This window comes from Arthrobacter sp. B055-34 (assembly GCF_059090425.1).
Genome location: NZ_JBNHFQ010000005.1, coordinates 114722 through 139975, shown reverse-complemented (window position 1 = coordinate 139975; position 25254 = coordinate 114722). Strand labels below are relative to the sequence as shown.

Genomic DNA, 25254 nt, shown 5'->3' with positions numbered 1-25254 from the left:
CCATGACGGCGGTTGCCGGGCTCAGCGCGCAGGAAGCTGCCCGGCTGCTGGCGGCGGACGGGCCGAACGTGCTGCCGCAGGTGCGCCCGGTGCCGCGCTGGCGCCGGGTCGCGGCGGAATTCACGCATTTCTTTGCGATGATGCTGTGGGTTGCCGCGGCGTTGGCGTTCCTGGCCCGGATGCCGCAACTGGGTGTGGCGGTGATGGTTGTTGTCATCGTCAACGGTGTTTTCTCTTATGTGCAGGAAGCGAGGGCCGAACGCGCCGCGTCGAAGCTTCGGGCCATGCTGCCGTCGCAGGTGCTGGTGAAACGCGATGGCCGGGCGGTCAGGGTGGAAGCGGCCCGGCTGGTCCGGGGGGATGTTGTTCTGCTCTCCGCCGGGGACAGGATTCCCGCTGATGTGGACTTCGCCGTGGCGGAGGCCTGCACCGTTGATGAGTCGATGCTTTCCGGAGAGAGCGAACCGGTGGCGAAAAGCCCTGGTGACAGCGGGTTCGGCGGAACGTTTCTGGTCAACGGGAACGCCGAGGCGCAGGTCACGGCTACCGGGGCACGGACGAGGCTGGCGGCCATCGCCTCGTTGACGGCCGCTGCGCAGCCGCCCCAAAGCCCGCTGAACAACGAACTGCGCCGCGTGGTGCGCATTATTTCCGTCGTGGCCCTGGCCCTGGGCGGAGTGTTTTTTGCCGTGTCCCTGCTGGCCGGGACCTCCTGGCGCGATGCCTTCCTGTTCGCCATCGGTGTCTCTGTGGCACTGGTTCCCGAAGGGCTGCTGCCCACGGTGACGCTGTCCCTGGCGATGGGCGCCCAGCGCATGGCCGGACGCAACGCGCTGGTGCGGCATCTGCAGGCCGTGGAAACGCTGGGGTCGACGACATTTATCTGCACCGACAAGACCGGAACCCTGACACAGAACCGCATGAGCGCCGTCGAAGTGTGGACACCGGAGGGGACCGTCGGGTTACGCGGGCAGGGATATGATCCAACAGCCGATATTACCGGCAGCCGGACCGCGCTGCAGCGGGCACGGCGCCTGGGGCGTGCGGCGAGGGCCGCATCGCGGGGAAGGATCGTGCAGCAGCGGGGGCAGTGGGCCGCCGAGGGCGATCCGATGGAGGCGGCACTGGATGCCCTTGCCCGCCGTCTCGCCGGCGCCGAAGGCCCGCCGGAAGTTGACGTTGTTTCCCGGTGGGGTTTTGACCCCGTGCGGAAACGTGAATCCGTGGTAGCCGGGAACGAACTTCTGGTCAAGGGTGCCCCGGAGAGCGTGCTTCCGCTGTGCGTCGGATCTACGGACTGGCACGCCTGCGCCGCGGCGTTGGAAGATATGGCCGGCCGCGGACTCCGGGTTCTCGCCGTGGCAGAACGCACCCTCCCGGGCCCCGGTTCCGGGAACGGGCCGCCCTGGCCCGCCGAACCGGGTCACCTCGAGGAACAGCTGACCCTGCTGGGCCTGGTGGGCCTGCATGACCCGCCGCGGGAATCAGTAGCAGAAGCGCTGCGGACGGCGCGGGAGGCCGGCATCAAGGTCGCCATGGTCACCGGCGACCATCCCTCGACGGCGGCTGCCATCGCCGCCGAGATCGGCCTGCTGGGACCGGACCGCACCGTCATTGAGGGACGGGACCTGCCCGGCGATGAGCACATGCTTGGTGCGCTCCTGGACCGCGACGGGGTGGTAGTGAGCAGGGTGTCCCCGGAGCAGAAACTCCGGGTGGCCCGGGCCCTTCAGCTGCGCGGACACGTCCTGGCGATGACCGGCGACGGCGTCAATGACGGTCCGGCGCTGCAGGAGGCGGACATCGGCGTGGCCATGGGGGCCAGCGGTACCGATGTGGCCCGCGAAGCGGCGGACCTGGTCTTGCTCGATGATGATTTCGCCACCATCATCACGGCTGTGGAACAGGGGCGGGCAACCTACGCGAACATCCGCCGGTTCCTCACCTACCATCTCACCGACAACGTTGCCGAGCTCACACCCTTCGTTGTCTGGGCGCTGTCCGGTGGCAGTTTTCCCTTGGCTCTGGGGGTGCTGCAGATCCTTTTCCTGGACATCGGCACGGACCTGCTGCCGGCACTGGCGCTGGGCAGCGAACGTCCCGGGAAGCGGCTCCTGCAGCGCCCGCCCGAACGCCGGCACCTGATGGACACGGCCCTGATGGTGCGGGTCTTCGCGGTGCTCGGACCGGTCGAAGCGGTCTGCGAAATGACGGCTTTCACCCTGACACTGTGGCTGGCCGGGTGGCGTCCCGGCGCAGCTGTTCCCGTTCCCGCTGTCCTGGCTGCCGCGTCCGGGGCCGCGTTTGCCACCGTCGTCCTGGCCCAACTGGCAAATGCTTTTGCCTGCCGCAGCGAATCCGTGCCGCCATGGCGGCTGGGCTGGGGGACCAACCGGTTGCTGCTGTGGGCCGTGACCGTGGAACTGGTTGCGCTGGCCGGATTCCTGTTCATCGGGCCCGTCGCCGCCATGCTGGGACACGCCCCGCCAACCACGGCAGGGCTGCTGGCGGCGGTGCTCGCCATGCCCGCGCTCATCTGCGCGGACTACCTGTACAAGCGGCTCAGGCACGGCCGGAGCGCCGGGCCTGCCTAGCCAATGTCCAGTTCCACGGTGCTGCCGGCCTCCAGCAGGGCCACGTCGGTTCCTACCCGGATGCGCACAGGGGCCGCGGTCCCCTCGGCGGCCTCCACCCGCAGCGTGGAATGTTCCAGAGTGACGTCCAGCAGCTGGCCGCGGTAGCGGATCCGGAACGAGACCATCCCAAGCTCGGACGGCAGGCGCGGTGCGAAAATGAGCGTGTCCGAGCTCATCCTGAGGCCGGCGAAACTGCGCTGGATCACGTCGATCGTCCCGGCCATGGCGCCCAGATGGATGCCCGTGCGCGTGGTTCCGCCCTGGGTGTCGTCGAGATCGGCGTCGAGGGCGTCGCGGAAGGTAGCCCAGGCGCGGTCCGGATCAGAGGCGGCCAGTACCGACGCATGGGTGACGCGGCTGAGCGTGGAGCCGTGCACGGTCCGCGTCAGGTAGTAGTCCACGGTGTGCGCCAGCTGGGCCGTGGTCAGGTCGTAGCCCATCCGGTGCAGGCCGCGCACAAGCTGGTCTTCGCCGAGCAGGTAGAGGAGCATCAGCACATCGGCCTGCTTGGAGAGCTTGTACTGGTTGGTGCTGTCGCCTTCGGCGGCCAGGATCAGGTCGAGGCGTTCGATGTTGCCGTAGGTCCGGCGGTAGCGTTCCCAATCCAGTTCCTGCAGCCGGCCGTAGCCTTCGAACTGGCTGATCATCCCGTCATGGAAGGGAACGTACAGGAACCGGACCAGACGGTCCCACAGCTGAAGTTCGGCACCGCTGATTCCGAGTCTTTTGCGCAGGTCCCTGCGGTCCCGGCCCCGGACCGCGTCCATGATCCGGGCGGGCCGGGAACACACCCACGCGGCCATCACGTTGGTGTACGCGTTGTCGTCCAGGCCTTGTCCCGGGTGCTCCGGGTAGCCGTCGTGGTATTCGTCCGGGCCCATCAGACCGCGCAGGTGGAACCGCCCGCCGGCCTTGTCGTGTTCGGCCATGGACGAGAAGAGCCGGGCTACTTCAACGATGATTTCCGCCCCGTGGCTGAGCAGCCAGTCGTGGTCCGCGGTGGCTTCGAAGTATTGCCAGGCGTTGTAGGCCACCGCCAGGCTGCCGTGGCGTTGCAGGCGGGAATGATCCGGCGTCCATTGGCCGGAGAACCGGTTGTAAAGCCATCGCGGTGTTTCCTCGGTACCGTCGCTGCCGCTGCGCCAGGGGAACATGGCCCCTTCCAGTCCGGCCGCGCGGGCCGCGTCCCGGGCCGCGTCCAGGCGGCGCCACCGGTAATCCAGCAGTGAGCGGGTGACCGAGGGCAGGCGCGAAGTGACCAGGGGCAGCACAAACAGGTCGTCCCAGAAGATATGCCCGCGGTAGCCTTCACCGTGGAGTCCGCGGGCCGGGACCCCGGCGTCAAGTTCTGCCGTGTGCGGGGTGAGGGTCTGCAGCAGGTGGAAGACGTGAAGGTTCAGTACCAGCTGGGCCGCGCGGTCGGCGTGCAGGTCGAAGGTGAACGGGTCCAGGAGACGCTGCCAGGCCGCTTCGTGGGCGTCGGACGCCGGGTCGAAGCCGGCCGGGGTGCGGGCCAGCACGGCGAGGGCACCGGAGAGGGGTGAGGAGATCGCCCGGTCCCGTGAGCTTACGATGGCCGCGGTTTTGCAGATCACCAGGGGCACGCCGGCGGAGAGTTCACCCTGGTGGTACTGCAGCCAGGGTGAACCGTTCTCCTCGCCGGCCCCGGACGGCGGGTACTCGCGGCTGCGGACCGTGGCCGGGGCGCCGGTCGGCCCGAAAAAGGAAATCCGCACGGCGGCCGCGATGCGGACGTGGCTTTGAGTGGTCAGCACTTCGGCCGTTTCGATGTTGGCCTGGACGGCAGTGGTGAGGTTCGCCAGATGGCGGTTTCCCAGGGCGGCGTCCTCGGCTACGTTCCCGTTCACGACTTCCGTGTCGATGCCGGTCCTGATCTGCACGGGTCCGTCCCATCCGCGGGGCGTCAGCGTGGTTTCCATCAGCGCCAGGTGCGGTTGCGCCATGGAGACGATGCGGCGCTGGGTAACATCAAGCTGGCGGCCGTGCCCGTCCTCCAACAGGACCCGGCGGAAAAGAGCCGCCCGTTTCAGGTCGAGTTCCCGGCGTTCCCGGCGCAGTGTCAGCCCGCCTTCGGACCACCATCCTCCGGTACCGAACCGGAGGTCGAGGGGGAGCCAGTTGGCCAGGTTGACCATATGCTCGCTCTCGGTTTCCTCTCCGTGGACCAGCTGGGGGAGGCGGTTGTAGATGCCGGCGAGGTAGGTTCCGGGATAGTGGATGGTGTCGTCGCGTGTTTCCGGCGACGCACCGCGGGTCGCCATGCGGCCATTGCCCAGTGTGGTCAGGGCTTCGCGGTGGCCTTCGTGCCATGGGTCGAAACCGTCATAGACCAGGCGCCAGGGGTGGGTGAGGACCAGGCCGATGTCGAGTTCGCTTACGTCGTTCAGGACCATGTCGGCGCCGGCTTCTTCGAGGTTTTCGCGCTGGCTGGACCGGTCGATCCCGACGATGAGTCCGAACCCGCCGCGGCGGGCGGCGGCAATTCCTGCAGCCGCGTCCTCCACCACCGCGGTGCGCCTGGGGCGCACTTTCAGCCGTCGTGCGGCTTCGAGGAATGTGGCGGGGTCGGGCTTGCCCGGCAATTGCAGGTCCGCCGCGGCAGAGCCGTCCACGACCGCGTCGAACAGTCCCTCCACGCCGGCAGCTGCCAGCACGGCGGGTGCGTTGCGGCTGGAGCTGACCAAGGCGACCGGGACCCGGCTTTGATGCAGCCGGTTGATCAGATCCACCGTCCCGGGAAAGGTGCGTGCCCCGTGCCGGTGCAGCTCTTCAAGGAAAAGTGTGTTCTTCGACGCGCCCAAACCGAACGCGGTCCACGTCCCCGGTGGGTCCGCCGGTGAGCCCGGAGGCAATTCGACGCCGCGCGATTCCAGGAATGCAAGAACGCCCTGTTCCCGGGGCCGCCCGTCAATGAACCTGAAGTAGTCGCTGTCCCGGAAGGGGGCAGCTGCGGAGGGGTCGGGTATCCGGGCATCGGTGAGGACGGTTTCGAACAGTTTTTTCCAGGCGGTGCGGTGCACGGAAGCGGTGTCGGTGACGACACCGTCGAGGTCGAAGATCACTGCGTCGAAGGGCGAGAGCGTGCCCGCCACGGTCGGGGAGCCGGTCCACCGCTGGGGGACGGGCACCGGCAATCTGGCGTCCGGTGCCGGGCGCGGGCTGCCGCCGGGAGGGTCAGGCGGCGCCGGCATCGGAGGCAGCGACTTGCAGGACGGCGGCGCCGGTGACACGGTCCGCTGCGAGGTCCGCCAGCGCCCGGTCGGCCTCCGTGAACGGGTAAGGCGTGGTGGTCGGGCGGATGGGGATCCGCGCCGCCAGGTTTAGAAATTCCTGCCCGTCCTGCCTGGTGTTCGCCGTCACGCTACGGACCTGGCGTTCCTGGAACAGTTCTGCGGCGTAATTCAGCGGTGGAATATCGCTAAGGTAGATCCCCGCGATGGCCAGGGTTCCGCCGCGGTCCAGCGCCCGCAGCGCGGGAGGGACAAGCGCCCCGGCGGGGGCGAAAAGAATGGCCGAGTCCAGCGGTTCGGGCGGTTCGTCCGCGGCGTCCCCGACGAACGCGGCACCCAGGTCCGAAGCCAGGCGCCGCGCCACTTGGGACCGGGTCATGACATAGACGTCAGCACCTTCGTACATCGCCACCTGGGCGGCAAGGTGGGCCGAGCCTCCGAAACCGTAGATGCCCAGCCTGCCGCCCGGCCTTAGCTGCGACCGGCGCAGCGCCCGGTAACCGATGATGCCGGCACACAGCAGCGGAGCAGCCTCCTCATCGGAGAACACGTCCGGCACAGCGTACGCGAACGCTTCGGGCACGGTGACCAGTTCGGCATAGCCGCCGTCGTCATCCCACCCGGTGAAGCGCGGAGACAGGCAAAGGTTTTCATCCCCGCGCAGGCAAAAGCGGCAGGCTCCGCAGGTCCCGCGCAGCCACGCGATGCCCACCCGGTCACCGATGGCGAAGCGGTCGCAGCCGGGTCCGAGCGCGATGACGTCGCCCACGACCTCATGCCCCGGCACCACGCCCGGTCTCTTCGGGGCGAGGTCCCCTTCGGCCAGGTGCAGGTCCGTCCGGCAGATACCGCAGACACGGACCCTGACCAGCAGCTCCCCACGGCCTGGCACGGGGTCCGCACGCGGGCCAAAGACCAGCGGCCGGCCGGCCTGCGGGCCGGCCAACGGGGCAGGGCGGTCAACCCTCCAGGCACGCATGTTCCCTCGATTCGGGTTTGTGCACGGAGACCGGCCGGCTGCCACCTGGATCGGCGGCATTCCAGGCTCCGGACCCCTCCAGTTTAGCGGCGTTGCAGCCGTCCGGGCAGGTGCAGGCAGGGAGGATCAGGCGTAACCTGACAGGGTCAAGCCGCGCCAAGGCCGGCCGGGGCACTGGGTTTGCGCTGCATCCTCACAACGGCGGGAGAACACCAATGAGCACCACACAGCATGTGCTTGCCGTGCATCCGGCGGCCCCCGAGACAGCTCCCGGCCACCGGGTGGCCAGGGCCGAGTGCATCGATGCCTGTCTTGACTGTGCGCAGGCGTGCACCTCCGGCGCCGACGCCTGGCTGGATGAACCGGGGGAGGCCGATAAGCGCAGCCTCCAACGCGCCCAGCAGAATTGCGCTGCCATCTGCATTGCGACCGCGTCGATCCTGCCCCGCCTGGGCTCGCCGGGAACGGACAGCGGCAGGGCATTCCTTGAGGCCTTGCTCCAGGCCTGCCGGGCCGCCTGCACGGCCTGTCTGGAACAGTCCGCGCCCCACCTCTCATACCCCCACAGCCGTCTGAGCCACGAAGCCTGCGCCCGTTGCGGGCAGGCCTGTACCGCCCTGCTGGCAACGATGGAACTCACCCGGCCCTGATCTCAGCCCCGACCCGTGGCCGGGACCTTCGGCCGTGGCCGGGACCGGCAGGGGCACATAGCATCACAGGCCACCGGACGAAGCGGGAGGCAGTATGGAACGCCAGTATGCAGTGTGGTTCGAAGAAACCGGGCTCGGCGATGTTCCGCTCGTCGGCGGTAAGAACGCCTCCCTCGGGGAAATGGTGGGCGCCCTGGCTGGTCAGGGCATACGGGTCCCGGAGGGATTCGCCACCACATCCCGGGCCTACCGCGACTACGTCGAAGCCAACGCCATCGCCGGTACGATCCGTGACCGGCTCGGCCGCTACCGTGCCGGCAGGATGTCGCTGAGCGAGGCCGGACATGCGGTGCGCGAAGCGTTTCTGGCCGGGGAATTCCCGGAAGAAGTAGCCGGAACCATTATCGGGTTCTACCATTCCCTCTGCGCCCGGACGGGAGTACGGGATCTTCCGGTGGCCGTGCGCAGCAGCGCGACGGCGGAAGATCTTCCGGATGCCAGCTTCGCCGGCCAGCAGGAAACCTTTCTCAACGTCGCCGGCGACCAGTCATTGCTGGACGCCTGCCGGCGCTGCTTCGCCTCGCTGTTCACGGACAGGGCGATCAGCTACCGGGCCGTGAAGGGGTTCGATGACCTCGACGTTGCCCTGTCCATCGGCGTCCAGCGTATGGTCAGGGCCGACCTAGGTGCCTCCGGAGTGATGTTTTCCCTCGACACAGAGACAGGATTTCCCGACGCCGCCGTCATCAGTGCGGCATGGGGCCTGGGTGAAACCGTCGTCCAGGGAACCGTGAATCCGGATAAGTATCTGGTCTTCAAACCTCTCCTGCAAACTCCGGGATGCTTCCCGGTCATCGAAGCGGCCAGGGGGGCCAAGGAACGCAAACTGGTCTACGGGCAAGGCGGCACGGCCCGCACCAGGCTGGTCGAAACCACCAGGCGCGAACGGCGCGCGCTGGTACTGCAGGAGGGCGAAATCCTGCAGCTGGCCCGGTGGGCCGCAGCCATCGAGCAGCACTACGGCTGCCCGATGGACATGGAATGGGCGAAGGACGGGCGCAGCGGTGAACTGTTCATCGTCCAGGCCCGCCCCGAAACCGTCCAGGCCGGCAGAAGCGCTACCCGGTTCACCACGCACCGCCTCCTGCGCCCGGGACCTGTCCTGGCCGCGGGGGCCGCGATCAGCGACTCGATCGCTGTCGGGGCCGCCTGCGTGATCCGCCATGTCTCGGACATCGACCGGTTCCGGGACGGGTCCATCCTCGTGACCGAGATGACCGACCCGGACTGGGTTCCTGTGATGCAGCGGGCCGCCGGGATCATCACCGAACACGGCGGAACCACCAGCCACGCGGCCATCATCAGCCGCGAACTGGGCGTCCCGGCCATCGTCGGCACGGGCAACGCCACGGAAACCATCACCGACGGACAAATGCTCACGCTCTCCTGCGCCGAAGGCGATGAAGGCCACGTCTACGAAGGGGCCTTGGAATACGAGACCGAGGACATCGACCTTCAGTCCCTGCCCGCGACCGGGACCAGTATCCTGGTCAACGTGGCGAGCCCCGCCGCCGCGTTCAAGTGGTGGCGGCTGCCGGTCAGCGGCGTGGGCCTGGCCCGCATGGAGTTCATCATCAACGACCTGATCCGGGTCCACCCGATGGCGCTCGTCCATCCCGAGCGGGTCACCGACCGGAAGCAAGCCCAACAGATCCGCGAACTCACCCAGGGCTTCCGCGACCCGGGCGAGTACTTCGTGCACACGCTCGCGGCGGGGCTGGCCAAACTCAGCGCCCCCTACTTTCCGCATCCGGTGATCGTCCGGCTCAGTGACTTCAAAACCAACGAATACGCCCACCTGATCGGCGGTGAGGCCTTCGAAGAACCGGAAGAGAATCCCATGCTCGGGTTCCGGGGAGCCTCACGGTACTACCACGACCGCTACCGCGAAGGCTTCGCACTCGAATGCCGCGCGCTCAAACGGGTGCGTGAGCACATCGGCTTCACCAACGTCATCATCATGGTCCCCTTCTGCCGCACACCCGCCGAGGCCGACCGGGTACTCGAAGCCATGGCCGGGAACGGCCTGGTGCGCGGGGAGAACGGACTGCAGGTCTACATGATGTGCGAGATCCCGTCCAACGTGGTCCTCGCCGAAGAGTTCGCTGCCCGCTTCGACGGGTTCTCCATCGGCTCCAACGACCTGACCCAGCTGGTGCTCGGGGTCGACCGGGACTCCGCCCTGCTGGCGCCACTGTTCGACGAACGCGACGCAGCCGTGACACGGATGATCAGCGAAGTCATCACCAAAGCCCACACCGGCGGCATCAAGATCGGCATCTGCGGCCAGGGCCCCAGCAACCACCCGGACTTCGCCGCCTTCCTGGTCCGCGAAGGAATCGACTCCATCTCGCTGAACCCCGACACCGTCCTGAAGACCATCCCCGTCATCGCAGCCGCAGAACACCGAAAGGCAACACCATGAACCACACGGACCAGGGAGGCCGGATTGTGGTGGGCGTCGACGGATCCGAACATTCCATCCACGCCCTACAGCAAGCACAGCGCTACGCGGAGCTGCTCGGCGCCCGGATCCACGCTCTCACGGCCTGGCAATATCCGCTGATGCTCAGCGCCTATCCCGTCATGGAATGGAACCCCGGCCGGGACGCCGCCGAAATCCTCGACAACGCCCTGGCCACGGCCTTCGGGCAGGACACCCACGCCGACATCGAGAAAACCGTGACCCGGGGCCAGCCCGCCCATGCCCTTCTGGAAGCCAGCCGCGGGGCCGAACTGCTCGTGGTCGGCTGCCGCGGCAAAGGAGGATTCGCCGGACTGCTCCTGGGCTCAGTCAGCTCCGCCGTCACCGCACACGCACACTGCTCCGTCCTCGTCACCCACATGGACGAGCATCGGCACGAGGAGCACAGCGGGTAACGCATTTCCGCTGTGCTGTGACCTCGTCACGAATAGCCTGACACTGTCGCCCCTTTACAGCGGCGGCAGCCGTACTCTTCCACATTGCCGGCACAGGTGCGATCCTTGAAGCAGCCGGGCTGCGGTTGCCTCATTGGCCGGTGCCGATGCCGGTGCCTGGCTGCTGCTAACGATGTTGTTCTTTCACATGGCCAAGTATGAACCTGCGGATCAGCACGGTCATCATTGTGATGGTCCTGCTGAAGTGTGCAGGAGACCCGGTGGGCGGGGCGCTGCAGCCTACCCTTACAGCCAGTGGCCGGGCCGGTTCCGCCGCCGTTCTGCCAGGGAACTATCCGGAAGGCGCCTTGAGATGACGCGAAGGGCACCGTTTGACCGGATCAGTAGTGAAGACTTGATGTCACTGGTCGGGGATACCGGTTCGGCACCTATGCAGGTCGGAGCCGTCCTGACGCTCCGAACGGGGTCTGATCCTGATGCGCGCGCGTTGCTCGATGCCCTCGCGCGTCGGCTGCACGCTGTCCCCCGGCTTCGCCAGCGGCTCCTGAAGGTTCCACTCGGTTGCGGCCGCCCCGTCTGGGTCAATGATTCCGGTTTCGATCCGGCCCGCCATCTGTCCGCCGCACCTTGCCCGGCCCCCGGCGGGCAGGAAGCAGTGCTGCAGATAGCGGCTGAGATGCTCACCACGCCCCTTCCCTATGACAGGCCTCTCTGGACGGCCAAACTGGTCACGAACACAGCCCCGAACCGGGCAGCGCTCGTGTTCGTTTTTCATCATGTCCTGACCGACGGGATGGGCGGCCTGGCGATCCTTGCCGCCTTGGCGGCCGCAAAAGCCTCTCAGCAGGACGGGAGGGGAGAGGCCCACCCTCTGCCATCCCCATTGCCGCTGGCCCTCGATGCGGCGGGGGAGCGCCTCAGGGGTCTGAAACGTTTGCCGGCAGCGGTGCGCCGGCTCGCAGCGGCCCGTTCGGAACTGCGGCCCTCCGGCGGGGTCCGGCTGGCCCCGTCCTCGCTTAACCGCCCGACGGGACCACGACGACAGGTTGCCGTGGTACGGGCTGATCTCGAAGGCATCAGGGACGCCGCCCGCGTGCAGGGGGCGACGGTCAACGATGCCGTCCTCACCGCAGCCGCCGCGTCCCTGCACCGGCTGCTGCAAGGACGCGGCGAAACCGTAGAACAGTTTGTGATCTCCATGCCCTTTTCCTCCCGGCGGCACGCGAACGCCGGCGAGCTGGGAAACCGGAGCGGAGTAATCCCGGTGGCGGTTCCTGCGGTCGGTGACCGCGTCAGTCGTCTGGCGGCGGTGGCCACGACAACCACCGCGGCCAAGAAAAACCCACCCGGTGCCTCGACTGCACTCCTTGGCCCCTTGTTCCGCCTGCTCGCACGCGTCGGAGCGTACCGGACGTTCATCGACCACCAACGGATGGTTCACACATTCGTCACGAACGTCCGCGGCCCCGAACGTCCACTGACACTCTGCGGCTGGCCGGTCACCGGGATGATTCCCCTAGGCGCAGTCACCGGAAACATAACCGTTGCCTTCGCCGTGCTTTCCTATGCGGGCACCCTGGTGGTTTCCCTCATCGCAGACCCGGACACCTGCCCTGATCTGGGGGAACTTCGGGACGGGTTGGAGAACGAGCTCCAGGCCATGACCGGGCATCGCCCGGACCCGGGCGGACAGGCCGCGGAATCGTGAACGGATACGCCACCCATGCAGCCGGCGACCATCCAGGGATTCAGCTGTCTTTCGTCCTTGGGACGGAAACCTCCTGCCATCCTGTCCGGATCCGTGCCTATCCGCGTTCCGAGTATCGATTACAAGCCAGGTCGGATGCATCAGACCCAGGACCGGAAACCATCCCGAGTTGTGACTTTGGAATTCGACTACAGCCGCGGACGGCGGGCCACGCGAAAAGCGCTCCGCCAGTGCAAGCATCGGGTATGGAACCTGAATAAACCTTGTCCTGCCCCCTCACTCCGTTAGGACCTCCAACCCTGGCCGATAGGGTCGGTCGATGCGGCGCCTGGCCCTATCGGCCCGCCGCCGCGATCCATACACTGTGACCATGACAGCCTCCGAGATGCCAGAAGGTATTGAAAATCTTTCCGCCAACCAGTGCTGGGAACGGTTCCGCAGCACTGACCTAGGCAGACTGGCCGTGATAGCCGCCGGCCATCCCGAAATCTTCCCGATCAACTATGTCGTGGACCATGGGTGCCTCGTGTTCCGGACAGCGCCAGGTACCAAGCTCGATGCGGCCCTGGCCAGCGGGAGTGTCGCTATGGAGACCGATGGTTACAATCCCTCGACCAAGGTGGCTTGGAGTGTGGTGGCCAAGGGGCCGGTTGAGCGTCTGGTCAGCATCGACGATGTCATTTCCTCGGCGATGCTGCCGTTGTTTCCCTGGCAGGGTGGGGAAAAGGATAACTTCATCCGGGTCATTCCCGTCGAGATAAGCGGCAGACGGTTCCGGATTACCCCGGCAACGCGCCGGGGGCCGGGCCTCAGCGACGGACGGCGGAGGTTGGACATCGAATAACACCCGGTCCGGCCACGCGGCTTCTCCCGTTACCGGGCTGGAAGGATGAACGCTTTCTACTGCAGAGGGTTGACTGCTTGGCAGATCCGTGACGAAGGACCAACGCCCGTCATCGCTCTGCGGGAGGAGTGGCCATGGAAAAGATTACGTGGTACTCGCACTGTTCTTCTTTGCACTCTCGGTCGGTTATTCCTGTACGTGAAGCGCAACGGCTGGACCGGCGGGGTCTGGCGCACCTTCAAGGGAACACTTCTCTACCTGCCGCTGCTCATCTCACTGATGCAGTACGCTCAGGGTCTGAGGAGCGGCCTGGAGGTCACGTCGGTGGCACTCATCATCGCGCTGATGATATGCATCGGTTTCCTCGAGGAACCATTGTTCCGTGGGTTCCTGTTCCGGGGAACCCTGACCTGGTCCCGTAAGAGCTGGCGATCCGGCTCTAGACGTTTGGGCGACGCTCACCGGTCGGAGGCTCCTTCTCACCGGTTATGGCTAGAGAAGATTCGCCGGCCGCGTGTGACCGCCAGTATGATGCTCCGGCTCCACGGAGTCTCCAAGACATAGTTCCACGCCCCGGACCGCCGAGGCTACTGCTTTCACTTTCACCGCTAACGGGCTTCAACAACACCCATCATGCCCAGATCTTCATGGTCCAGAATGTGGCAGTGGAAGACGGTGCGGCCGGGAAAGCTGTCGAAAGCGACGAGTACTTTCACTTCACTGTTTGCCGGGATATTCACTACATCCTGCCATTGTGGCGCGGCGGGGCCACGGGCGCCGTCCTGAATGATCTGCATGGGCCAGACATGCAGATGTACGGGATGATCCATGGGGCTGCTGTTGGACAGCGTCCACTCTTCCACGCTTCCCACGCTGACTGTTTCATCAACGCGGCCGGCGTCGAATTCCTTTCCGTTGATCGTGAATCCCATGGCTGCAGGGCCCATTCCCTGGCCCGTGCCCATCGAGAAGTCGAGCCGGCGGCGGCCGGTGACAGGTTCTTCCCGAAGGTCCCGCAGTACCGGCAGCCGGGGAACCGGACCCGGTTCCGGAACCGGATCACCGCGGGCATCAAACGACAGGAGACCGGAGGGAGTGCCTGCGGACGTTCCTCCGCCCATCATCATCCCTGCCATGCCGCCGCGATCGTACCGATCAGCGCGCAGCGTCCACCGCCCCTCGCCCGGTGTGACGAGAACATCGGCACGGTTTCCCGGGGCCAGCAGGAGCTGTCCGGTATCGGAGACCGCGGCAAGCAGGCGGCCATCGAGGGCGAGCAATTGATACCGGGGCCCTTCCAGCTGCAGGTTCAGGTAACGCGCGGGGCAGGCGTTGATGAGACGCCAACGCTCGCGCTCTCCCGGCGCGGCCTGAAGTGCCGGCCGGACCTGCCCGTTAACGAGTACAGTCCTGCCTTCACGGCCCATCATCCGCTCGGGAAAAGAAACCGGTTCGATCTGCCCGTCGCCGTCCAGGCTGATATCGGAGACGATCAGCACCCGTTCCCGGGAGACGGGTATCGGCGCCGGATCCTGCACAATGATGGCCCCGTACAAGCCCGCGGCGACCTGGTCGGCCGCCATCCCGTGATGGTGCGGGTGGTACCAGAACGTTCCCGGCGGGTGGTCGGGCGGAAGGACGAACTCATACTCGTACGACTGCCCGGGTGCCACGCTGATGAACGGATTATCACCGTTGCCGGCCGGGGAAACATGCAGGCCGTGCACGTGGAGATTCGTCGGTTCAGTCAGCGCGTTCACCAGCGTGATGTTGAGCCGGTCACCCGGGTCAAGACGAAGGGTGGGCCCGGGCAAGGAGCCGTTAAAGGCGGCCACGGACGCCGTTCTGCCTCCGATACCGATACGGGCCGGTGCCGCCTTCAAACGGACCGCCAGGCGGCCTTGCCGGCTGCCCAGTGTCACCGGTTCTTTCAAGGCCGCACCGCCCCCGGTGCTAAGACCGGCGGTGCGCGACCACTGGAGCCCTGCGGCGCCGGCAGCCACGGCGGCCGTGCCGGTGACGCCGAGGGCAAGGGCATTGCGGCGGCTGAGGGGTTTCACGTCCCGCCCTCATCGAGGGCCCGGAGCCGTTCACGGTACTCGTCGGGAGTCAGCTCTCCGCGCGCCAAGCGCTCGGCGAGAATATTCCGTGCCTCGCCGCGTCCGGGAGAGCGGCGGCCCTGGCTTTCCATGCCGCCGACCAAAAACCTGACCAGCAGGATGATGAGCAGGACCAAGCCAACAATCAGCAGGACCCAGAAGATCCACATCAAACCCATTCCGAATCCGCCGTTGAAATTCATCATCGGTCTCAATTCCTTCCACCGGCACATCTGCTTTGATGATAGGCCCGAATCCGTCCTGGGACACCCCTCCGGTGAAGCCAACTTTCCCAACAGCAAGCACCGGGTGAAGAACGGCTGCCGGATCTGAACCGACCGTGATCGGCAGGGACGAAGAGCCCGGCCGCATCCGGGCCGAAGCATGACCGGATTCCGGACGCAGGGCTGGGACGGCAAGGGGCAACGGCGGCCGGGAGAGGCTTCTGCCCTCCCTGATTTCCCTTGCGGAGGGCGAAGCCGGCACTGGAAATGGGAGTAGGCATGGAGAGTCTGTGAATCTCCTCCACACTGGAGGCGGTGCAAGCGATGCAAAATTCCTGGAACTGAGGTCGTGATGAAGAGACTCCATGAGACGAGCCCGATCTGGCACGCAATAGTCTGGATCGCTGTGTACGTAGTGTTAGCCGGTGTCGGGGACTGGCTGTCGGCCCTGGCCGGTGTGCCCAACCTGGTGACCACGCTGCTCTTCGTTGTACTGTCCGTCGGGCTGTTCCTGTATGTGAAGCGGAACGGCTGGACCGGCTATTACGGCCTTCGCCGGCTGCGGGGCACGGGCTTCAAGGGTACGCTGCTCTATCTTCCGCTGCTGCTCATCGCCTTGATGCAGTATGCCAAGGGTTTGCGGAACGACCTGGACGTCACGACGGTGGTGCTGATCATCGCATTGATGGCGTGCGTCGGTTTCCTGGAAGAACTTCTGTTCCGCGGTTTCCTGTTCAGGGGAATCCTGAAGAGGGGGACACTGATCCGGGCGGTGCTCGTTTCCGGGTGACCTTCGGGATTGGTCACGCCGTGAACCTGGCCCGGGGCTTCACGGCCGTTGAGCAGGTTATCCAGATCGGCTTCGGTATCGTGCTGGGCATCGTCCTGGCCCTGCTGTTCGCCGTTACCGGCACCATCTGGCCGCTGATCATTTTCCATTTCCTGCTCAATATCAGCGGGAACCTCACGCCTACTGACTCCGGGGCCGAGGCCGTGATGCTCGGCGCCACCACGATCATCTGCATCGGGTATGGCGTATATCTGATGGGAGCTCTCCGCCGGCAACGGGCGGGCGGGCTGAACGCCCTCCAGCAAGAGCCGGCCATCCGGTAGCAAAGCGCAACCGGCTGGAACAGTGAAGCGGAGAGCGCGTGCGCTCTTCCTGCCATGTCCTTGGGTACAGGTGTGCCCGTTGGCTAGGGGTTTCGGGCGTTTTGGGCCCGCTCGCGCAAGCCGAGCAGCATTTTGCGGATCATCCAGAAATCTGCGAGTTCCAGCAGCCCGGCGAACGCGATGGACATGGGCGTCCATCGGATCCGGGACCGTATCCGGGTGAGGACCCTCGTCGTGCTGTCGCTTTGTTCATCGAGCTGCCAGACCCAGGTGGTGTCACCGGGGGTGCCCCAGATCATCGTATGGGGGCGGTTCATTGCGTGGACCTCGATGCCGTGCTTGCCGTCGGGGCTCATCGGCACCACGTCGCCGGGGGACAGCCGTTGCCATTCGGGAAGGATGCGCCGTGCACTGTTGCGTCCGAGGTTGTCGAGCAGGTCGTAGCTGTACCATCCGGCCCGCCCGACTCCGACTTGAACCAGCCAGGGCCAGACCTGCTCGGGCGGCGCCCCGATCGAGATGGCCCGCGTGGCATTGAAGGTCGGGAACGGAACGAGGTCATCGCCGGGCAGTGACCGTGCCACCTCATCGGGGGTGGCTCCCCATGTCAGTTGCCAGGGACGCCAGACCGCCCCATACACGGCCGCGGCGGCGACGCCGAGCGAACCCACGAAGATCCGCTGCCTCGTCATCACCGCGCCATCCCTTCGGCCGTTTCCGCCATGGCCGGGCAACACCGGCCCGCCTATCGTTGGATCCCATAGTCGCCCGGGCCCGCACCGTCCCACAACCCCGTTGCGCAGGGAGGTCCGAGGCAGAGGGGATCGGCCGGGGGCGCCGCATGCGGCAGCGAGGGCAACGGGGTCTGGTGGTCATCGCCCGCGCCAGGGCCAGAACATGTTCAGGTTGACCCAGGCAAGTCCCAGGACGAGTACGACGCGCACCCAGAACCACCAGCTTGTGTTCCATATCCACAGTGCGATGACCCAGGGCAACAGGAGGACGAACTCGATTCCCTGCAGCAGCCAGTGCTGTCCGCGGAAAGCGTTCCACAGGTCGCTCAGATCGCCCTGGCGCCAGAGCAGGAGTGCCCCGAAGGCCGCCCAGAGGATGGCCGCGACGAAGAATATTGTCACGTTGAATACTGTTTCCGCCACGGTTTTCCTCCTCCTTGGGGACTGTTCCGGGGCCGTCATGATCCGGTCCGGGGCAGTACGGTGTGGTTCATGTACTCGATGAATTCATCGGGTTGTTCGAACAGCGGCCGGTGTCCCGAGGTGGGAAGTTCGGTCAGGTGCTTGCCGGGTGCCTCCAGCATCCGGAACCATTCCCGGAAGGGTTCGGCCCGGCCGCGTGCTTCGTGCGCGCCCTGGACAAAGTAGACGGGCACGTCAAGGCTGGTGGCGGTGTCGCGGAAATCGATGTCCTGCAGTTGGGGGTAGAGGACCGCGAAGGTGTCCATGAACGCGCCCAGCAGGTGGACCTGGTCGGTGAAGGTGTATTCGGGGACGAGGAAGTTCTCGGAGAACCCGCCTTCGCCCTCCGAGTTGCCGGTGCGGTCGTACGGGTAGACCTGGTGTTCATGGGAGAGCGCTGTTTCGTAATCGAGCATGTTCGCGTACGGCGGCGGGCCGATGCGTTCGAGCCTGTCCGCCAGTTCCCTGTTACCGGTTCTGCCGGCCCAGGCCAGGGTGTCGTGGTAGAAGATCCGGTCTGTTTCGCGCGGGTTGACCATTTGCCCGGTGCCGATGAACGCCTCGTAGAGGCCGGGTGCTTGCTGCACGGCGAGGATTCCGTGGAGGGTGCCCCCGGACTGTGCGAGCAGGTAGATCCGGTCCTGGCCGAAGCGGTCGCGCAGGTAGTTGGTGACCGCGATGGTATCGGCGACGTAACTTTCGAGGGTCAGCGTGTTAGCGGGGTCCAGCTCGGGGTAAGAGGTGCCGGTGCCGCGCTGGTCCAGGGTGGCCACGACAAACGTTTCCTCCAGGCCGGAGAGATGGTTGCGCATGGCGCCGAGTTCGGATCCGCCGGGTCCTCCGGCCAGGAACAATATGACCGGGTTCCTGGTGCTCACGCCGCGCAGCATCAGCCCCAGGTCCTTGCCTCCGGTCTCCACCGTGGTCAGTTCCGCGATGCTGCCCGGGACCGTGCTGCCGTCGGCGCCGGGGATCGGGGCGGTGGCCGCCGGGCGGGCGATGAGCGCGGCCAGCGCGATGAGCGCCATGGCGGTCACCGCAGCCACCCCGCGGCGGATGTAGGTCCCCGCTGTGGCACGGCGGGGACGGAAGGACGGTGGTGAGAGCCGCCGTGCCGTGCCGGCGCCGATGGCGGCACCCAGGACCATCGGGGCCAGGCCGATGAGCGCGTGGAAGCCGCGGCCGACAAGGAAAGCGAGGATCCCGTAGGTGCTGGTGTGGATGCCGTCCACGGTCGGGCCGTCCGTTCCGAGCCGGGCGGTTTCAAACACAACGACGGATATTGCGGGAGCGGCCAGCATCGCCCACCGCGAACGAAGCAGCAGGCCCGCAACCGTGCCCGCGATGAGGCCAACGGCCATCGTCGCCAGTGATTGGGTGGTCGTGAGCGGGCCCCGGGGCGTCCACCAGGCGGCCGCGAGTCCGCATGCGGTTGCAGCGGCGACGACAAGAGCCACCGCGATCCGCTTCTCCGCCCAGACCCGGCGGAGCAAGCCGGGGGTCCGGCGGCCGGTGCCACAGGTTTGCTCGTTTCCGTCAATCCTGACCATGGCTTGACCTCGCAACAGGGAAGGCCGGGAGCAGCCGCTCTCTCTTCCTGCCCATGATGGGATGTGTCCCGATGGCTGGCAAGCATCCAGGCGCCGCGGCCACGGGAACGGGGCATGGCGGGCTTGCGCCTCCTAGGCCATGCCGGGGCCCGCCGGGTGCCGCCGCGCACGGAGCAGCTGCCACAGGCTGCGCGGGTAGTCCTTCCTCAGCAGCCAGGCCAGGCCGGCGGCGAAGATTGGATTCGGCAGGGTCCAGACCCCTAACGGGGTGATGACGATCAGGAAGATGATGGCGGCGCCCAGACCCAGTTTCACGTATCGGCCGCCGGCGAGAATCAACAGTCCGACGGCGGTTTCCCCGGCCGCGGCGAGGATCCCGACGACCTGAGGTGCCAGGGCAACAACGTGTTCGAAGAACCAGGCGTAGAAGGGGATCAACGGGGCGTCCGCGCCGAGCCTGACAAACTGTTCCGGGGCGAGAACGCTCAGCAGCGCGTTGACGGCTACGGCCATGATGATGAAGAAGATACCGATAAAGATCCGCGCAGCGTTGGGCCGAAGAAGGCAGAAGGCCAGGACGGCAAGGCAGAAGACCAGCCACGGGATAAGTTGTTCCATTCGATTCGGCTCCTGATCCCGGGTGCGCCGGCCTGCCGGCGCACGGCCGTGTTTGATCCGCTGGAAGCGCTGAAAGCCGGCACCGGCCGCTGGGTGTCACTGCCGTCCGGGCGGACATGGTTAGTGCGGTCGTGGTGAGAGTGCCGCGGCCAGTTCCCGGCCCCACTCGACGGCGCGTTCCTGTTCGCCGGGCAGCAGGCGGTTGTCCTTGCTGACCAGGAAGCTCGCCGGCTCGGCAAGCAGTTCGAAGCCGTGCTGGCTGAGCTTCCGGGCGATGGTCTTGGACGCGCGGCCGGTCAGCAGTTCCGGGCCTTCCGCCCGGGTATCGAAGGCCGCAGCTTTTCCCGAGCCTTTTTCCAGGGCATCGAACCACTCGCGCAGTCCCGGACCGGGGGCCGAAGGATCAGGGACCAGACCCTTCCCGGGGTGCTCGGCAGCGTCCTGAACTGCCGCTTCACGCATCGCTTTCCGGCTCAGGCCATGGATATGGGTCGGGCCGCCAACGACCAGCAGGTCGATGTTCCGGAGGTCTTTCTGACCGGCTTCTTCGACCGAGAGCACCTCGGGCACAGCGGCCGGTTCCATCCCCTGCGCAATGGCCCGGGCGATGGCATGCGTATTGCCGTACATCGATTCGTAGATTACCGCTGCCTTCATCCTGGTCCTCCCCGTCGTATGGGTTACATTGTGCGGCCTTTCCCCGTTCAGGAACAGGGCCCGAGGCCCTGAACAGGGCGCCGGCTTTCCCGGCAGATAACGTCCCTGGTTCCGTGCCCCCTGGAAACCATGTGCCCTAGCGCGTGGCCGCGGCCGCCTGAAACAATGGGCGCACCACGGGCCGGGACCTCATACGCGCATCCGGGAGGACACATGAACGGAACGGCATCCGGAACAGTTCCGGTGCGGGCACTGGTCACGCTGCTGCTCTTCGGCGCGGTCTCGGCCCTGGCCGGCGGTATCGGCATTGCCGGTTTCGGGGTCGGCGCCGAATACCTGGCCAGGACACCGTTCCCGTCGCTTCTGATCCCGGGGCTCATCCTCATCCTCGTGGTCGGCGGAACCCAGCTGGCGGCAGCAGTGTTGTTGATCGCGAAAAAGGCAAGCGCACTGCTACTGGCGGCCGTCGCCGGTTTCGGGATGGTCATCTGGATCTTCGTCGAACTGGTGCTGATGGCCGAGTACTCCTGGCTGCAGTCCCTCTACTTCAGCCTCGGCATCCTGGAACTGGTTCTCGTCTATGCCCTGCTGGGCATAGCGGCCCCGCTTGTCGGCTCCCCGAAGAGCACCGGCACGAAACCGGGGGCCCACCGGTGAGCCGGCACCGGAGGGAAACCGGAACCCGCGCCCAAGAACCGCACGGTGCGTGGGCACGGGCGTGGACGGGAGCCCTTGCCATCGCGTTCCTCAACGCCGGCCTCCGCCGGGCCTACGGGCCGCTGATCGGGGAAAAGCGCGCCCAACAGCTCTCCTGCTTCGTGCTGCTGGTTCTTCTGGCCCCGTGGGTGCGGTGGACGGAAAGCCGCCATCCGGTGTCCACGGCGCGCGGGGCCGTGAAGATCGGGCTCATGTGGGCAGCGGCAACGGTCGTCTTCGAATTCGGGCTCGGCCGCTATAACGGGGATTCCTGGCAAAAAATGGTCAAGGCCTACAACCTAACCGAGGGCCAGCTCTGGGGGCTCGACGTTGCAGGCATCGCCGCCTACCCCTCCGCAGCCAGATGGTGGAGGCACCGCCAGCGTGCAGAGAGACAGCCGGATCCCAGTTGAAGGAAGTCCCGATGACGGTTCTCGACCCTGCCATGACCGGCCAGCTGCGCACGGCGGCGCAGCATGCTTCGCGCCGCGTTCCCACCGCGCACCCCGACGAGCAGGCAGGCCACATCCTGGACTCGATGCGCGGCCGGGACTACGACAGCGCGGCAGCGGTCGCGGTCCTCGACGGTGACCGGCTGCTCGGCCTGGCCACCATTGAACGGTTGCTCGCGGCCCCGCCCGCCGCACCGGTTGGCGAGCTGATGGATGCCCGGCCCCCGGTTGTCGCGTCCTCAACCGTTCAGGAGCAGGCGGCCTGGAAAGCCGTCCATCACAACGAGCCCACCCTTGCCGTCGTTGATGACGGACGGTTTACGGGTCTGGTGCCCGCCACCGCCCTGCTCGAGGTGTTGCTGGCCGAGCATGACGAGGACATGGTGCGTCTGGGCGGGTTCCTGCGCTCTGCATCCCCTGCACAGACGACAACCGTTGAGCCGGTGCACCGGCGTCTTTGGCACCGCCTTCCCTGGCTCGGTGTCGGACTCATTGGTGCGCTGTTGGCTGCCGGGATCGTGGGAAACTTCGAGGCCGACCTGGCGGCGAATGTCCTCATCGCTTTCTTCGTCCCGGGCGTGGTCTATCTCGCCGACGCGATCGGAACCCAGACGGAAGCGCTCGTCATCCGAGGCCTTTCGCTCGGTGTCGGCGTGCGGCGGATCGTCGGCCGCGAGATCGCGACCGGCGTGCTTCTGGGACTGCTCCTCGGAGGAGTCTCACTGCTTATTGTGGGAACGATCTGGCGGGACTGGAATGTCGCGTTGGCCGTCGCTCTCTCACTGCTGGCCGCCGCATCGATCGCTACCGTCATTGCCCTGGTCCTGCCCTGGGTGATCAGCAAGCTGGGCAGGGACCCGGCCTTCGGCTCCGGGCCTCTCGCCACGGTGATACAGGACCTGTTGACTGTGACGATCTACCTCGCTACCGCCTCCGCCCTCGTGGCGTAAGGTCCACCCATCCGGCACCCGTGTGCGAGACGAGCACCGGTGCCGGGCAGGCGGGCCGGCCTGAACACGGGTATGCAAAATGGGGTAACAACGGTCCTTTCCCCGGCGCCGTGAACCTCTTAGTCTGGAAACCTCAAGGAGGTACCGGATGCGTGTCGTTGTCGGTTATGCCAGCAGCCAGGGATCCACCGCGCAGATCGCGGAGCGGATAGCGGAAATCCTGCGGGGCTCGGGAAACACCGTGGACGTACGCCCGGTGCGGGAGATCGACCGTCCCGGGGACTACGATGCTGCCGTGTTGGGCAGTGCCCTCCACAACCAGGCGTGGCTGCCGGAAGCCGCCGGGTTCCTGCACGCCCACGCCCAGGTGCTCGCCGGCAGACCGGTGTGGCTGTTCAGCGTGGGCATGTCGGATGGCCTGCCCAAGCCGATCCGCGCGATGGCCCGTTCCGGTCAGGAAAAACGCATCGCGCAGTCCCTGCGCGCCGATGTCCAGCCCCGGGGCCACCGCCTCTTCTCCGGGGTTTGCCGGTCCGGTCAGCTGCCCCGCGCGGGCAGCATCCTGTTCCGTGTCGCGGGAGGCCGCTTCGGCGATTACCGGGACTGGCCGGCCATCGAATCCTGGGCCCGTGACATCGCACAGGACATCAAACACAGCACCGGACCAGTGAACACGCCCGGACACTAAACCGCAGCCCCGGTGCCCGCCGAGCAAAGGGGGTCCGGCACATCGAAGGGAACCGCCATGAGCCAGGTTTTTCCGGCAAACCCGCAACCGGCCCCCGGAGCGCCACAGCCGCGGACCAAACCCGTCAACTGGATCCTGCTGGTCATCGGCGTGCTGCTGGCCATGCTGGGGATCGGGCTGACCATCGGCGGGGCCGCCCTGTCAGGCGCGGACGCGGCACAGCGGGACGGGCGGTACCTGAGCGGACCGGCGGAACGCTACCAGAGCACCGGCTACGCGTTGACCGCCCCATCGCTGGTGATCGACCCCGGACAGGCGGGGCTGCCCGGGGCACCGCCACTCAGCGAGCTCGCCAGCATCCGGGTGCAGGTCTCCTCAGCGGTCCCCGGCCAGGACATCTTCGTTGGCATCGGAGAGGCCTCCGCGGTCTCGACATACCTTGACGGGGTGCCCCACACTTCGCTGGGCGGCTTTTCCTGGTCCACAGACGGGGAACGGCCCCGCACTTTTTCATGGACACCAGGCGAAACGGAGCCCCCGGCAGGGGACCGGGCACCGGCAGCTCCGGAAGCCCAGGATTTCTGGGCCGCCTCCGCATCGGGCACCGGAGCGGAGGAAATCACTTGGAACCTGCAGCCGGGCCGCTGGTCCCTGGTGGTAATGAACGCCGATGCCAGCCGCCCGGTATGGGCAGACATCCAGGCCGGCGCCCGATCCCAGCTGCTCGGCCCGGCCGGCCAGACAATATTGACCGCCGGGATCATCGGCATCGTTCTCGGAGTGCCGCTGCTGCTGTTCGGCGCGGCCCGGCTGGGCCGGGACATCGACCCCACCGCCCGCCGACGCGGTGCAGCCCCTGAACCCGCCACTGGACCGGCAGCCGAGCCGACCGTGCGCGGGTATTCCGGCTACCCGGTCCGGTTCAGCGGATTCCTGGATCCACGACTGTCCCGGGGCCTGTGGCTGGTGAAATGGCTGCTGGCCATCCCGCATTTCATTATCCTGGCGTTGCTGTGGTTCGCCCTCCTGGTCACTACGGTCGCGGCTGGCATCATAATCCTGTTCACCGGCCGTTACCCCCGTTCCTGGTTCGCCTTCTGTGTCGGAGTGCTGCGCTGGAACTGGCGGGTCGGTTTCTACTCCTACTCGGCGCTCGGGACGGACCGGTACCCGCCCTTCTCTCTGGCACCGGCGGCCGGTTACCCGGCGGACCTGGACATCGCCTACCCCCAGCGGGTCTCCCGGGGACTGGTACTGGTCAAATGGTGGCTGCTGGCGATACCCCACCTGATCGTCATCGGAATCCTGACCGGAGGTGCAGGAACGCTGTGGAACGGCAACGACGCCACGGGCACCGGCAGCACGGACGCCGGCTGGGGGCCGTCCCTGCTCGGGATACTGGTGCTCATCGCCGCCGTCATCCTGCTCTTCACCGGCCGGTACCGCACCGACCTGTTTGCCTTGGTCATCGGACTCAACCGCTGGGTCTACCGGGTCGGTGCCTACGTGCTGCTGATGCGCGATGAGTACCCGCCGTTCCGCCTCGACCAGGGGCCCGCGGATCCCGCCCCCGAAACCTCGCCGCCTGTCGTCCCCGATACCTCCCCGCAGGCCTCCTCCGGAAGGCAGGGATAACCCCTTCCCTCCGGCCACTACTCCGCGGACCGGGCGAAACCGCTGCGGCAGCGGTCCACGAACGAAAGACCGGGCACCCATTGAAAGGACGGGCAAATGTCCCAGGAACTGCAGATCGAACTGGAGGATGCCGGGGGAACATCCTGGTGGGCCGGAATGCTCACCACACTCGCCTCGCAAACGGGCAACGCGTATCTGCGGTTCGTCGGCCGGACGGACGGAAAAGTCTCTATAAGAGCGACACCTTTCCCTCCGCCCGCAGCTCCCCGACCACACCTCCCGGGGAGGAATGGGCGCCGGGGATGACCCGCAGTCTTGAGCAGCTGATCCACGATATTGAACATGACGGCTGGGTCAGGACGGGACGC

22 protein-coding genes are annotated in these 25254 nt (G+C 66.6%); 13 read left to right on the top strand and 9 right to left on the bottom strand.

Going from position 1 to position 25254, the window contains the following annotated elements:
- The first annotated feature begins 2 nt into the window (after positions 1 to 2).
- The gene (locus tag AC5RWO_RS11505) at positions 3 to 2594 is read left to right on the top strand and encodes a cation-translocating P-type ATPase (protein ID WP_498731506.1); all 2592 of its coding nucleotides are present in this window, start codon (positions 3 to 5) and stop codon (positions 2592 to 2594) included.
- Here AC5RWO_RS11505 and AC5RWO_RS11500 read toward each other — a convergent pair.
- On the bottom strand, positions 2591 to 5785 hold the full coding sequence (locus tag AC5RWO_RS11500) for an HAD-IA family hydrolase (protein WP_498731505.1): 3195 nt from the start codon (positions 5783 to 5785) through the stop codon (positions 2591 to 2593). The two genes, AC5RWO_RS11505 and AC5RWO_RS11500, sit on opposite strands and share 4 nt — an antisense overlap.
- A 46-nt stretch (positions 5786 to 5831) precedes the next feature.
- Complete coding sequence (locus AC5RWO_RS11495) at positions 5832 to 6866, bottom strand: zinc-dependent alcohol dehydrogenase family protein (RefSeq protein ID WP_498731504.1); 1035 nt, start codon at positions 6864 to 6866, stop codon at positions 5832 to 5834.
- A 215-nt stretch (positions 6867 to 7081) separates the two neighbouring features.
- Here AC5RWO_RS11495 and AC5RWO_RS11490 point away from each other — a divergent pair, with 215 nt between their 5' ends.
- The 5 genes from AC5RWO_RS11490 to AC5RWO_RS11470 all read left to right on the top strand — a co-directional run bounded on the left by AC5RWO_RS11490 (position 7082) and on the right by AC5RWO_RS11470 (position 13008).
- On the top strand, positions 7082 to 7516 hold the full coding sequence (locus tag AC5RWO_RS11490; RefSeq protein WP_498731503.1) for a four-helix bundle copper-binding protein: 435 nt from the start codon (positions 7082 to 7084) through the stop codon (positions 7514 to 7516).
- 94 nt (positions 7517 to 7610) lie between these two features.
- A complete protein-coding gene (gene ppsA / locus AC5RWO_RS11485; protein WP_498731502.1) occupies positions 7611 to 10001 on the top strand; it encodes a phosphoenolpyruvate synthase in 2391 nt (796 codons plus the stop codon).
- The gene (locus AC5RWO_RS11480; RefSeq protein WP_498731501.1) at positions 9998 to 10456 is read left to right on the top strand and encodes a universal stress protein; all 459 of its coding nucleotides are present in this window, start codon (positions 9998 to 10000) and stop codon (positions 10454 to 10456) included. Before ppsA ends, AC5RWO_RS11480 begins: the two co-directional genes overlap by 4 nt.
- A 352-nt stretch (positions 10457 to 10808) precedes the next feature.
- Positions 10809 to 12164, top strand: coding sequence for a wax ester/triacylglycerol synthase domain-containing protein (locus tag AC5RWO_RS11475; RefSeq protein WP_498731500.1), 1356 nt, complete (start codon positions 10809 to 10811; stop codon positions 12162 to 12164).
- Between the two features lie 319 nt (positions 12165 to 12483).
- Positions 12484 to 13008: a pyridoxamine 5'-phosphate oxidase family protein gene (locus AC5RWO_RS11470; protein ID WP_498731499.1), complete on the top strand. Its 525-nt coding sequence runs from the start codon at positions 12484 to 12486 to the stop codon at positions 13006 to 13008.
- A gap of 608 nt (positions 13009 to 13616) precedes the next feature.
- Here AC5RWO_RS11470 and AC5RWO_RS11465 read toward each other — a convergent pair.
- Positions 13617 to 15068 (bottom strand): multicopper oxidase family protein, encoded by a 1452-nt coding sequence (locus tag AC5RWO_RS11465; RefSeq protein WP_498731498.1) that lies wholly within the window; start codon positions 15066 to 15068, stop codon positions 13617 to 13619.
- Positions 15065 to 15313 carry an SHOCT domain-containing protein gene (locus tag AC5RWO_RS11460; RefSeq protein ID WP_498731497.1) on the bottom strand — a complete coding sequence of 83 codons (249 nt, stop codon included), beginning with the start codon at positions 15311 to 15313 and terminating at the stop codon, positions 15065 to 15067. Before AC5RWO_RS11460 ends, AC5RWO_RS11465 begins: the two co-directional genes overlap by 4 nt.
- Positions 15314 to 15683: 370 nt before the next feature.
- Here AC5RWO_RS11460 and AC5RWO_RS11455 point away from each other — a divergent pair, with 370 nt between their 5' ends.
- Together AC5RWO_RS11455 and AC5RWO_RS11450 are read left to right on the top strand one after the other, a co-directional pair.
- Positions 15684 to 16121 carry a CPBP family glutamic-type intramembrane protease gene (locus AC5RWO_RS11455; protein ID WP_498731496.1) on the top strand — a complete coding sequence of 146 codons (438 nt, stop codon included), beginning with the start codon at positions 15684 to 15686 and terminating at the stop codon, positions 16119 to 16121.
- A gap of 20 nt (positions 16122 to 16141) precedes the next feature.
- The gene (locus tag AC5RWO_RS11450) at positions 16142 to 16444 is read left to right on the top strand and encodes a CPBP family glutamic-type intramembrane protease (protein WP_498731495.1); all 303 of its coding nucleotides are present in this window, start codon (positions 16142 to 16144) and stop codon (positions 16442 to 16444) included.
- Positions 16445 to 16527: 83 nt separating this feature from the next.
- Here the strand turns inward: AC5RWO_RS11450 and AC5RWO_RS11445 are convergent, their stop codons facing one another.
- From AC5RWO_RS11445 to AC5RWO_RS11425, 5 genes are all read right to left on the bottom strand, one after another.
- A complete protein-coding gene (locus AC5RWO_RS11445; RefSeq protein ID WP_498731678.1) occupies positions 16528 to 17136 on the bottom strand; it encodes a hypothetical protein in 609 nt (202 codons plus the stop codon).
- 180 nt (positions 17137 to 17316) lie between these two features.
- A complete protein-coding gene (locus AC5RWO_RS11440; RefSeq protein ID WP_498731494.1) occupies positions 17317 to 17601 on the bottom strand; it encodes a hypothetical protein in 285 nt (94 codons plus the stop codon).
- A 35-nt stretch (positions 17602 to 17636) separates the two neighbouring features.
- On the bottom strand, positions 17637 to 19190 hold the full coding sequence (locus AC5RWO_RS11435; protein ID WP_498731493.1) for an alpha/beta fold hydrolase: 1554 nt from the start codon (positions 19188 to 19190) through the stop codon (positions 17637 to 17639).
- Positions 19191 to 19322: 132 nt separating this feature from the next.
- Positions 19323 to 19808, bottom strand: coding sequence for a hypothetical protein (locus tag AC5RWO_RS11430; RefSeq protein WP_498731492.1), 486 nt, complete (start codon positions 19806 to 19808; stop codon positions 19323 to 19325).
- A 120-nt stretch (positions 19809 to 19928) separates the two neighbouring features.
- A complete protein-coding gene (locus AC5RWO_RS11425; RefSeq protein WP_498731491.1) occupies positions 19929 to 20465 on the bottom strand; it encodes a flavodoxin family protein in 537 nt (178 codons plus the stop codon).
- 213 nt (positions 20466 to 20678) lie between these two features.
- On the opposite strand from AC5RWO_RS11425, the gene AC5RWO_RS11420 reads away from it, so the two are divergent.
- From AC5RWO_RS11420 to AC5RWO_RS11400, 5 genes are all read left to right on the top strand, one after another.
- A complete protein-coding gene (locus tag AC5RWO_RS11420) occupies positions 20679 to 21122 on the top strand; it encodes a hypothetical protein (RefSeq protein WP_498731490.1) in 444 nt (147 codons plus the stop codon).
- The gene (locus AC5RWO_RS11415; protein WP_498731489.1) at positions 21119 to 21574 is read left to right on the top strand and encodes a hypothetical protein; all 456 of its coding nucleotides are present in this window, start codon (positions 21119 to 21121) and stop codon (positions 21572 to 21574) included. Before AC5RWO_RS11420 ends, AC5RWO_RS11415 begins: the two co-directional genes overlap by 4 nt.
- An 11-nt stretch (positions 21575 to 21585) precedes the next feature.
- Positions 21586 to 22563, top strand: coding sequence for a magnesium transporter (locus tag AC5RWO_RS11410; protein ID WP_498731488.1), 978 nt, complete (start codon positions 21586 to 21588; stop codon positions 22561 to 22563).
- A 148-nt stretch (positions 22564 to 22711) separates the two neighbouring features.
- Positions 22712 to 23251, top strand: a complete 540-nt coding sequence (locus AC5RWO_RS11405; RefSeq protein WP_498731487.1) for a flavodoxin domain-containing protein — start codon at positions 22712 to 22714, stop codon at positions 23249 to 23251.
- A 57-nt stretch (positions 23252 to 23308) separates the two neighbouring features.
- Positions 23309 to 24886 (top strand): DUF4389 domain-containing protein, encoded by a 1578-nt coding sequence (locus tag AC5RWO_RS11400; protein WP_498731486.1) that lies wholly within the window; start codon positions 23309 to 23311, stop codon positions 24884 to 24886.
- Positions 24887 to 25254 lie beyond the last annotated feature (368 nt).

Excerpts from the sequence above, each read along its gene's own strand:
- AC5RWO_RS11505 (WP_498731506.1), top strand. The coding sequence starts at position 3 with ATGACGGCGGTTGCCGGGCTCAGCGCGCAGGAAGCTGCCCGGCTGCTG.
- AC5RWO_RS11495 (WP_498731504.1), bottom strand. The coding sequence starts at position 6,866 with ATGCGTGCCTGGAGGGTTGACCGCCCTGCCCCGTTGGCCGGCCCGCAG.
- AC5RWO_RS11410 (WP_498731488.1), top strand. The coding sequence starts at position 21,586 with ATGACGGTTCTCGACCCTGCCATGACCGGCCAGCTGCGCACGGCGGCG.
- AC5RWO_RS11420 (WP_498731490.1), top strand. The coding sequence starts at position 20,679 with ATGAACGGAACGGCATCCGGAACAGTTCCGGTGCGGGCACTGGTCACG.
- AC5RWO_RS11445 (WP_498731678.1), bottom strand. The coding sequence starts at position 17,136 with ATGACGAGGCAGCGGATCTTCGTGGGTTCGCTCGGCGTCGCCGCCGCG.
- AC5RWO_RS11455 (WP_498731496.1), top strand. The coding sequence starts at position 15,684 with ATGAAGAGACTCCATGAGACGAGCCCGATCTGGCACGCAATAGTCTGG.
- AC5RWO_RS11480 (WP_498731501.1), top strand. The coding sequence starts at position 9,998 with ATGAACCACACGGACCAGGGAGGCCGGATTGTGGTGGGCGTCGACGGA.
- AC5RWO_RS11490 (WP_498731503.1), top strand. The coding sequence starts at position 7,082 with ATGAGCACCACACAGCATGTGCTTGCCGTGCATCCGGCGGCCCCCGAG.
- AC5RWO_RS11460 (WP_498731497.1), bottom strand. The coding sequence starts at position 15,313 with ATGATGAATTTCAACGGCGGATTCGGAATGGGTTTGATGTGGATCTTC.
- AC5RWO_RS11425 (WP_498731491.1), bottom strand. The coding sequence starts at position 20,465 with ATGAAGGCAGCGGTAATCTACGAATCGATGTACGGCAATACGCATGCC.
- AC5RWO_RS11405 (WP_498731487.1), top strand. The coding sequence starts at position 22,712 with ATGCGTGTCGTTGTCGGTTATGCCAGCAGCCAGGGATCCACCGCGCAG.
- AC5RWO_RS11435 (WP_498731493.1), bottom strand. The coding sequence starts at position 19,190 with ATGGTCAGGATTGACGGAAACGAGCAAACCTGTGGCACCGGCCGCCGG.
- AC5RWO_RS11470 (WP_498731499.1), top strand. The coding sequence starts at position 12,484 with ATGCGGCGCCTGGCCCTATCGGCCCGCCGCCGCGATCCATACACTGTG.
- AC5RWO_RS11400 (WP_498731486.1), top strand. The coding sequence starts at position 23,309 with ATGAGCCAGGTTTTTCCGGCAAACCCGCAACCGGCCCCCGGAGCGCCA.
- AC5RWO_RS11430 (WP_498731492.1), bottom strand. The coding sequence starts at position 19,808 with ATGGAACAACTTATCCCGTGGCTGGTCTTCTGCCTTGCCGTCCTGGCC.
- ppsA (WP_498731502.1), top strand. The coding sequence starts at position 7,611 with ATGGAACGCCAGTATGCAGTGTGGTTCGAAGAAACCGGGCTCGGCGAT.
- AC5RWO_RS11475 (WP_498731500.1), top strand. The coding sequence starts at position 10,809 with ATGACGCGAAGGGCACCGTTTGACCGGATCAGTAGTGAAGACTTGATG.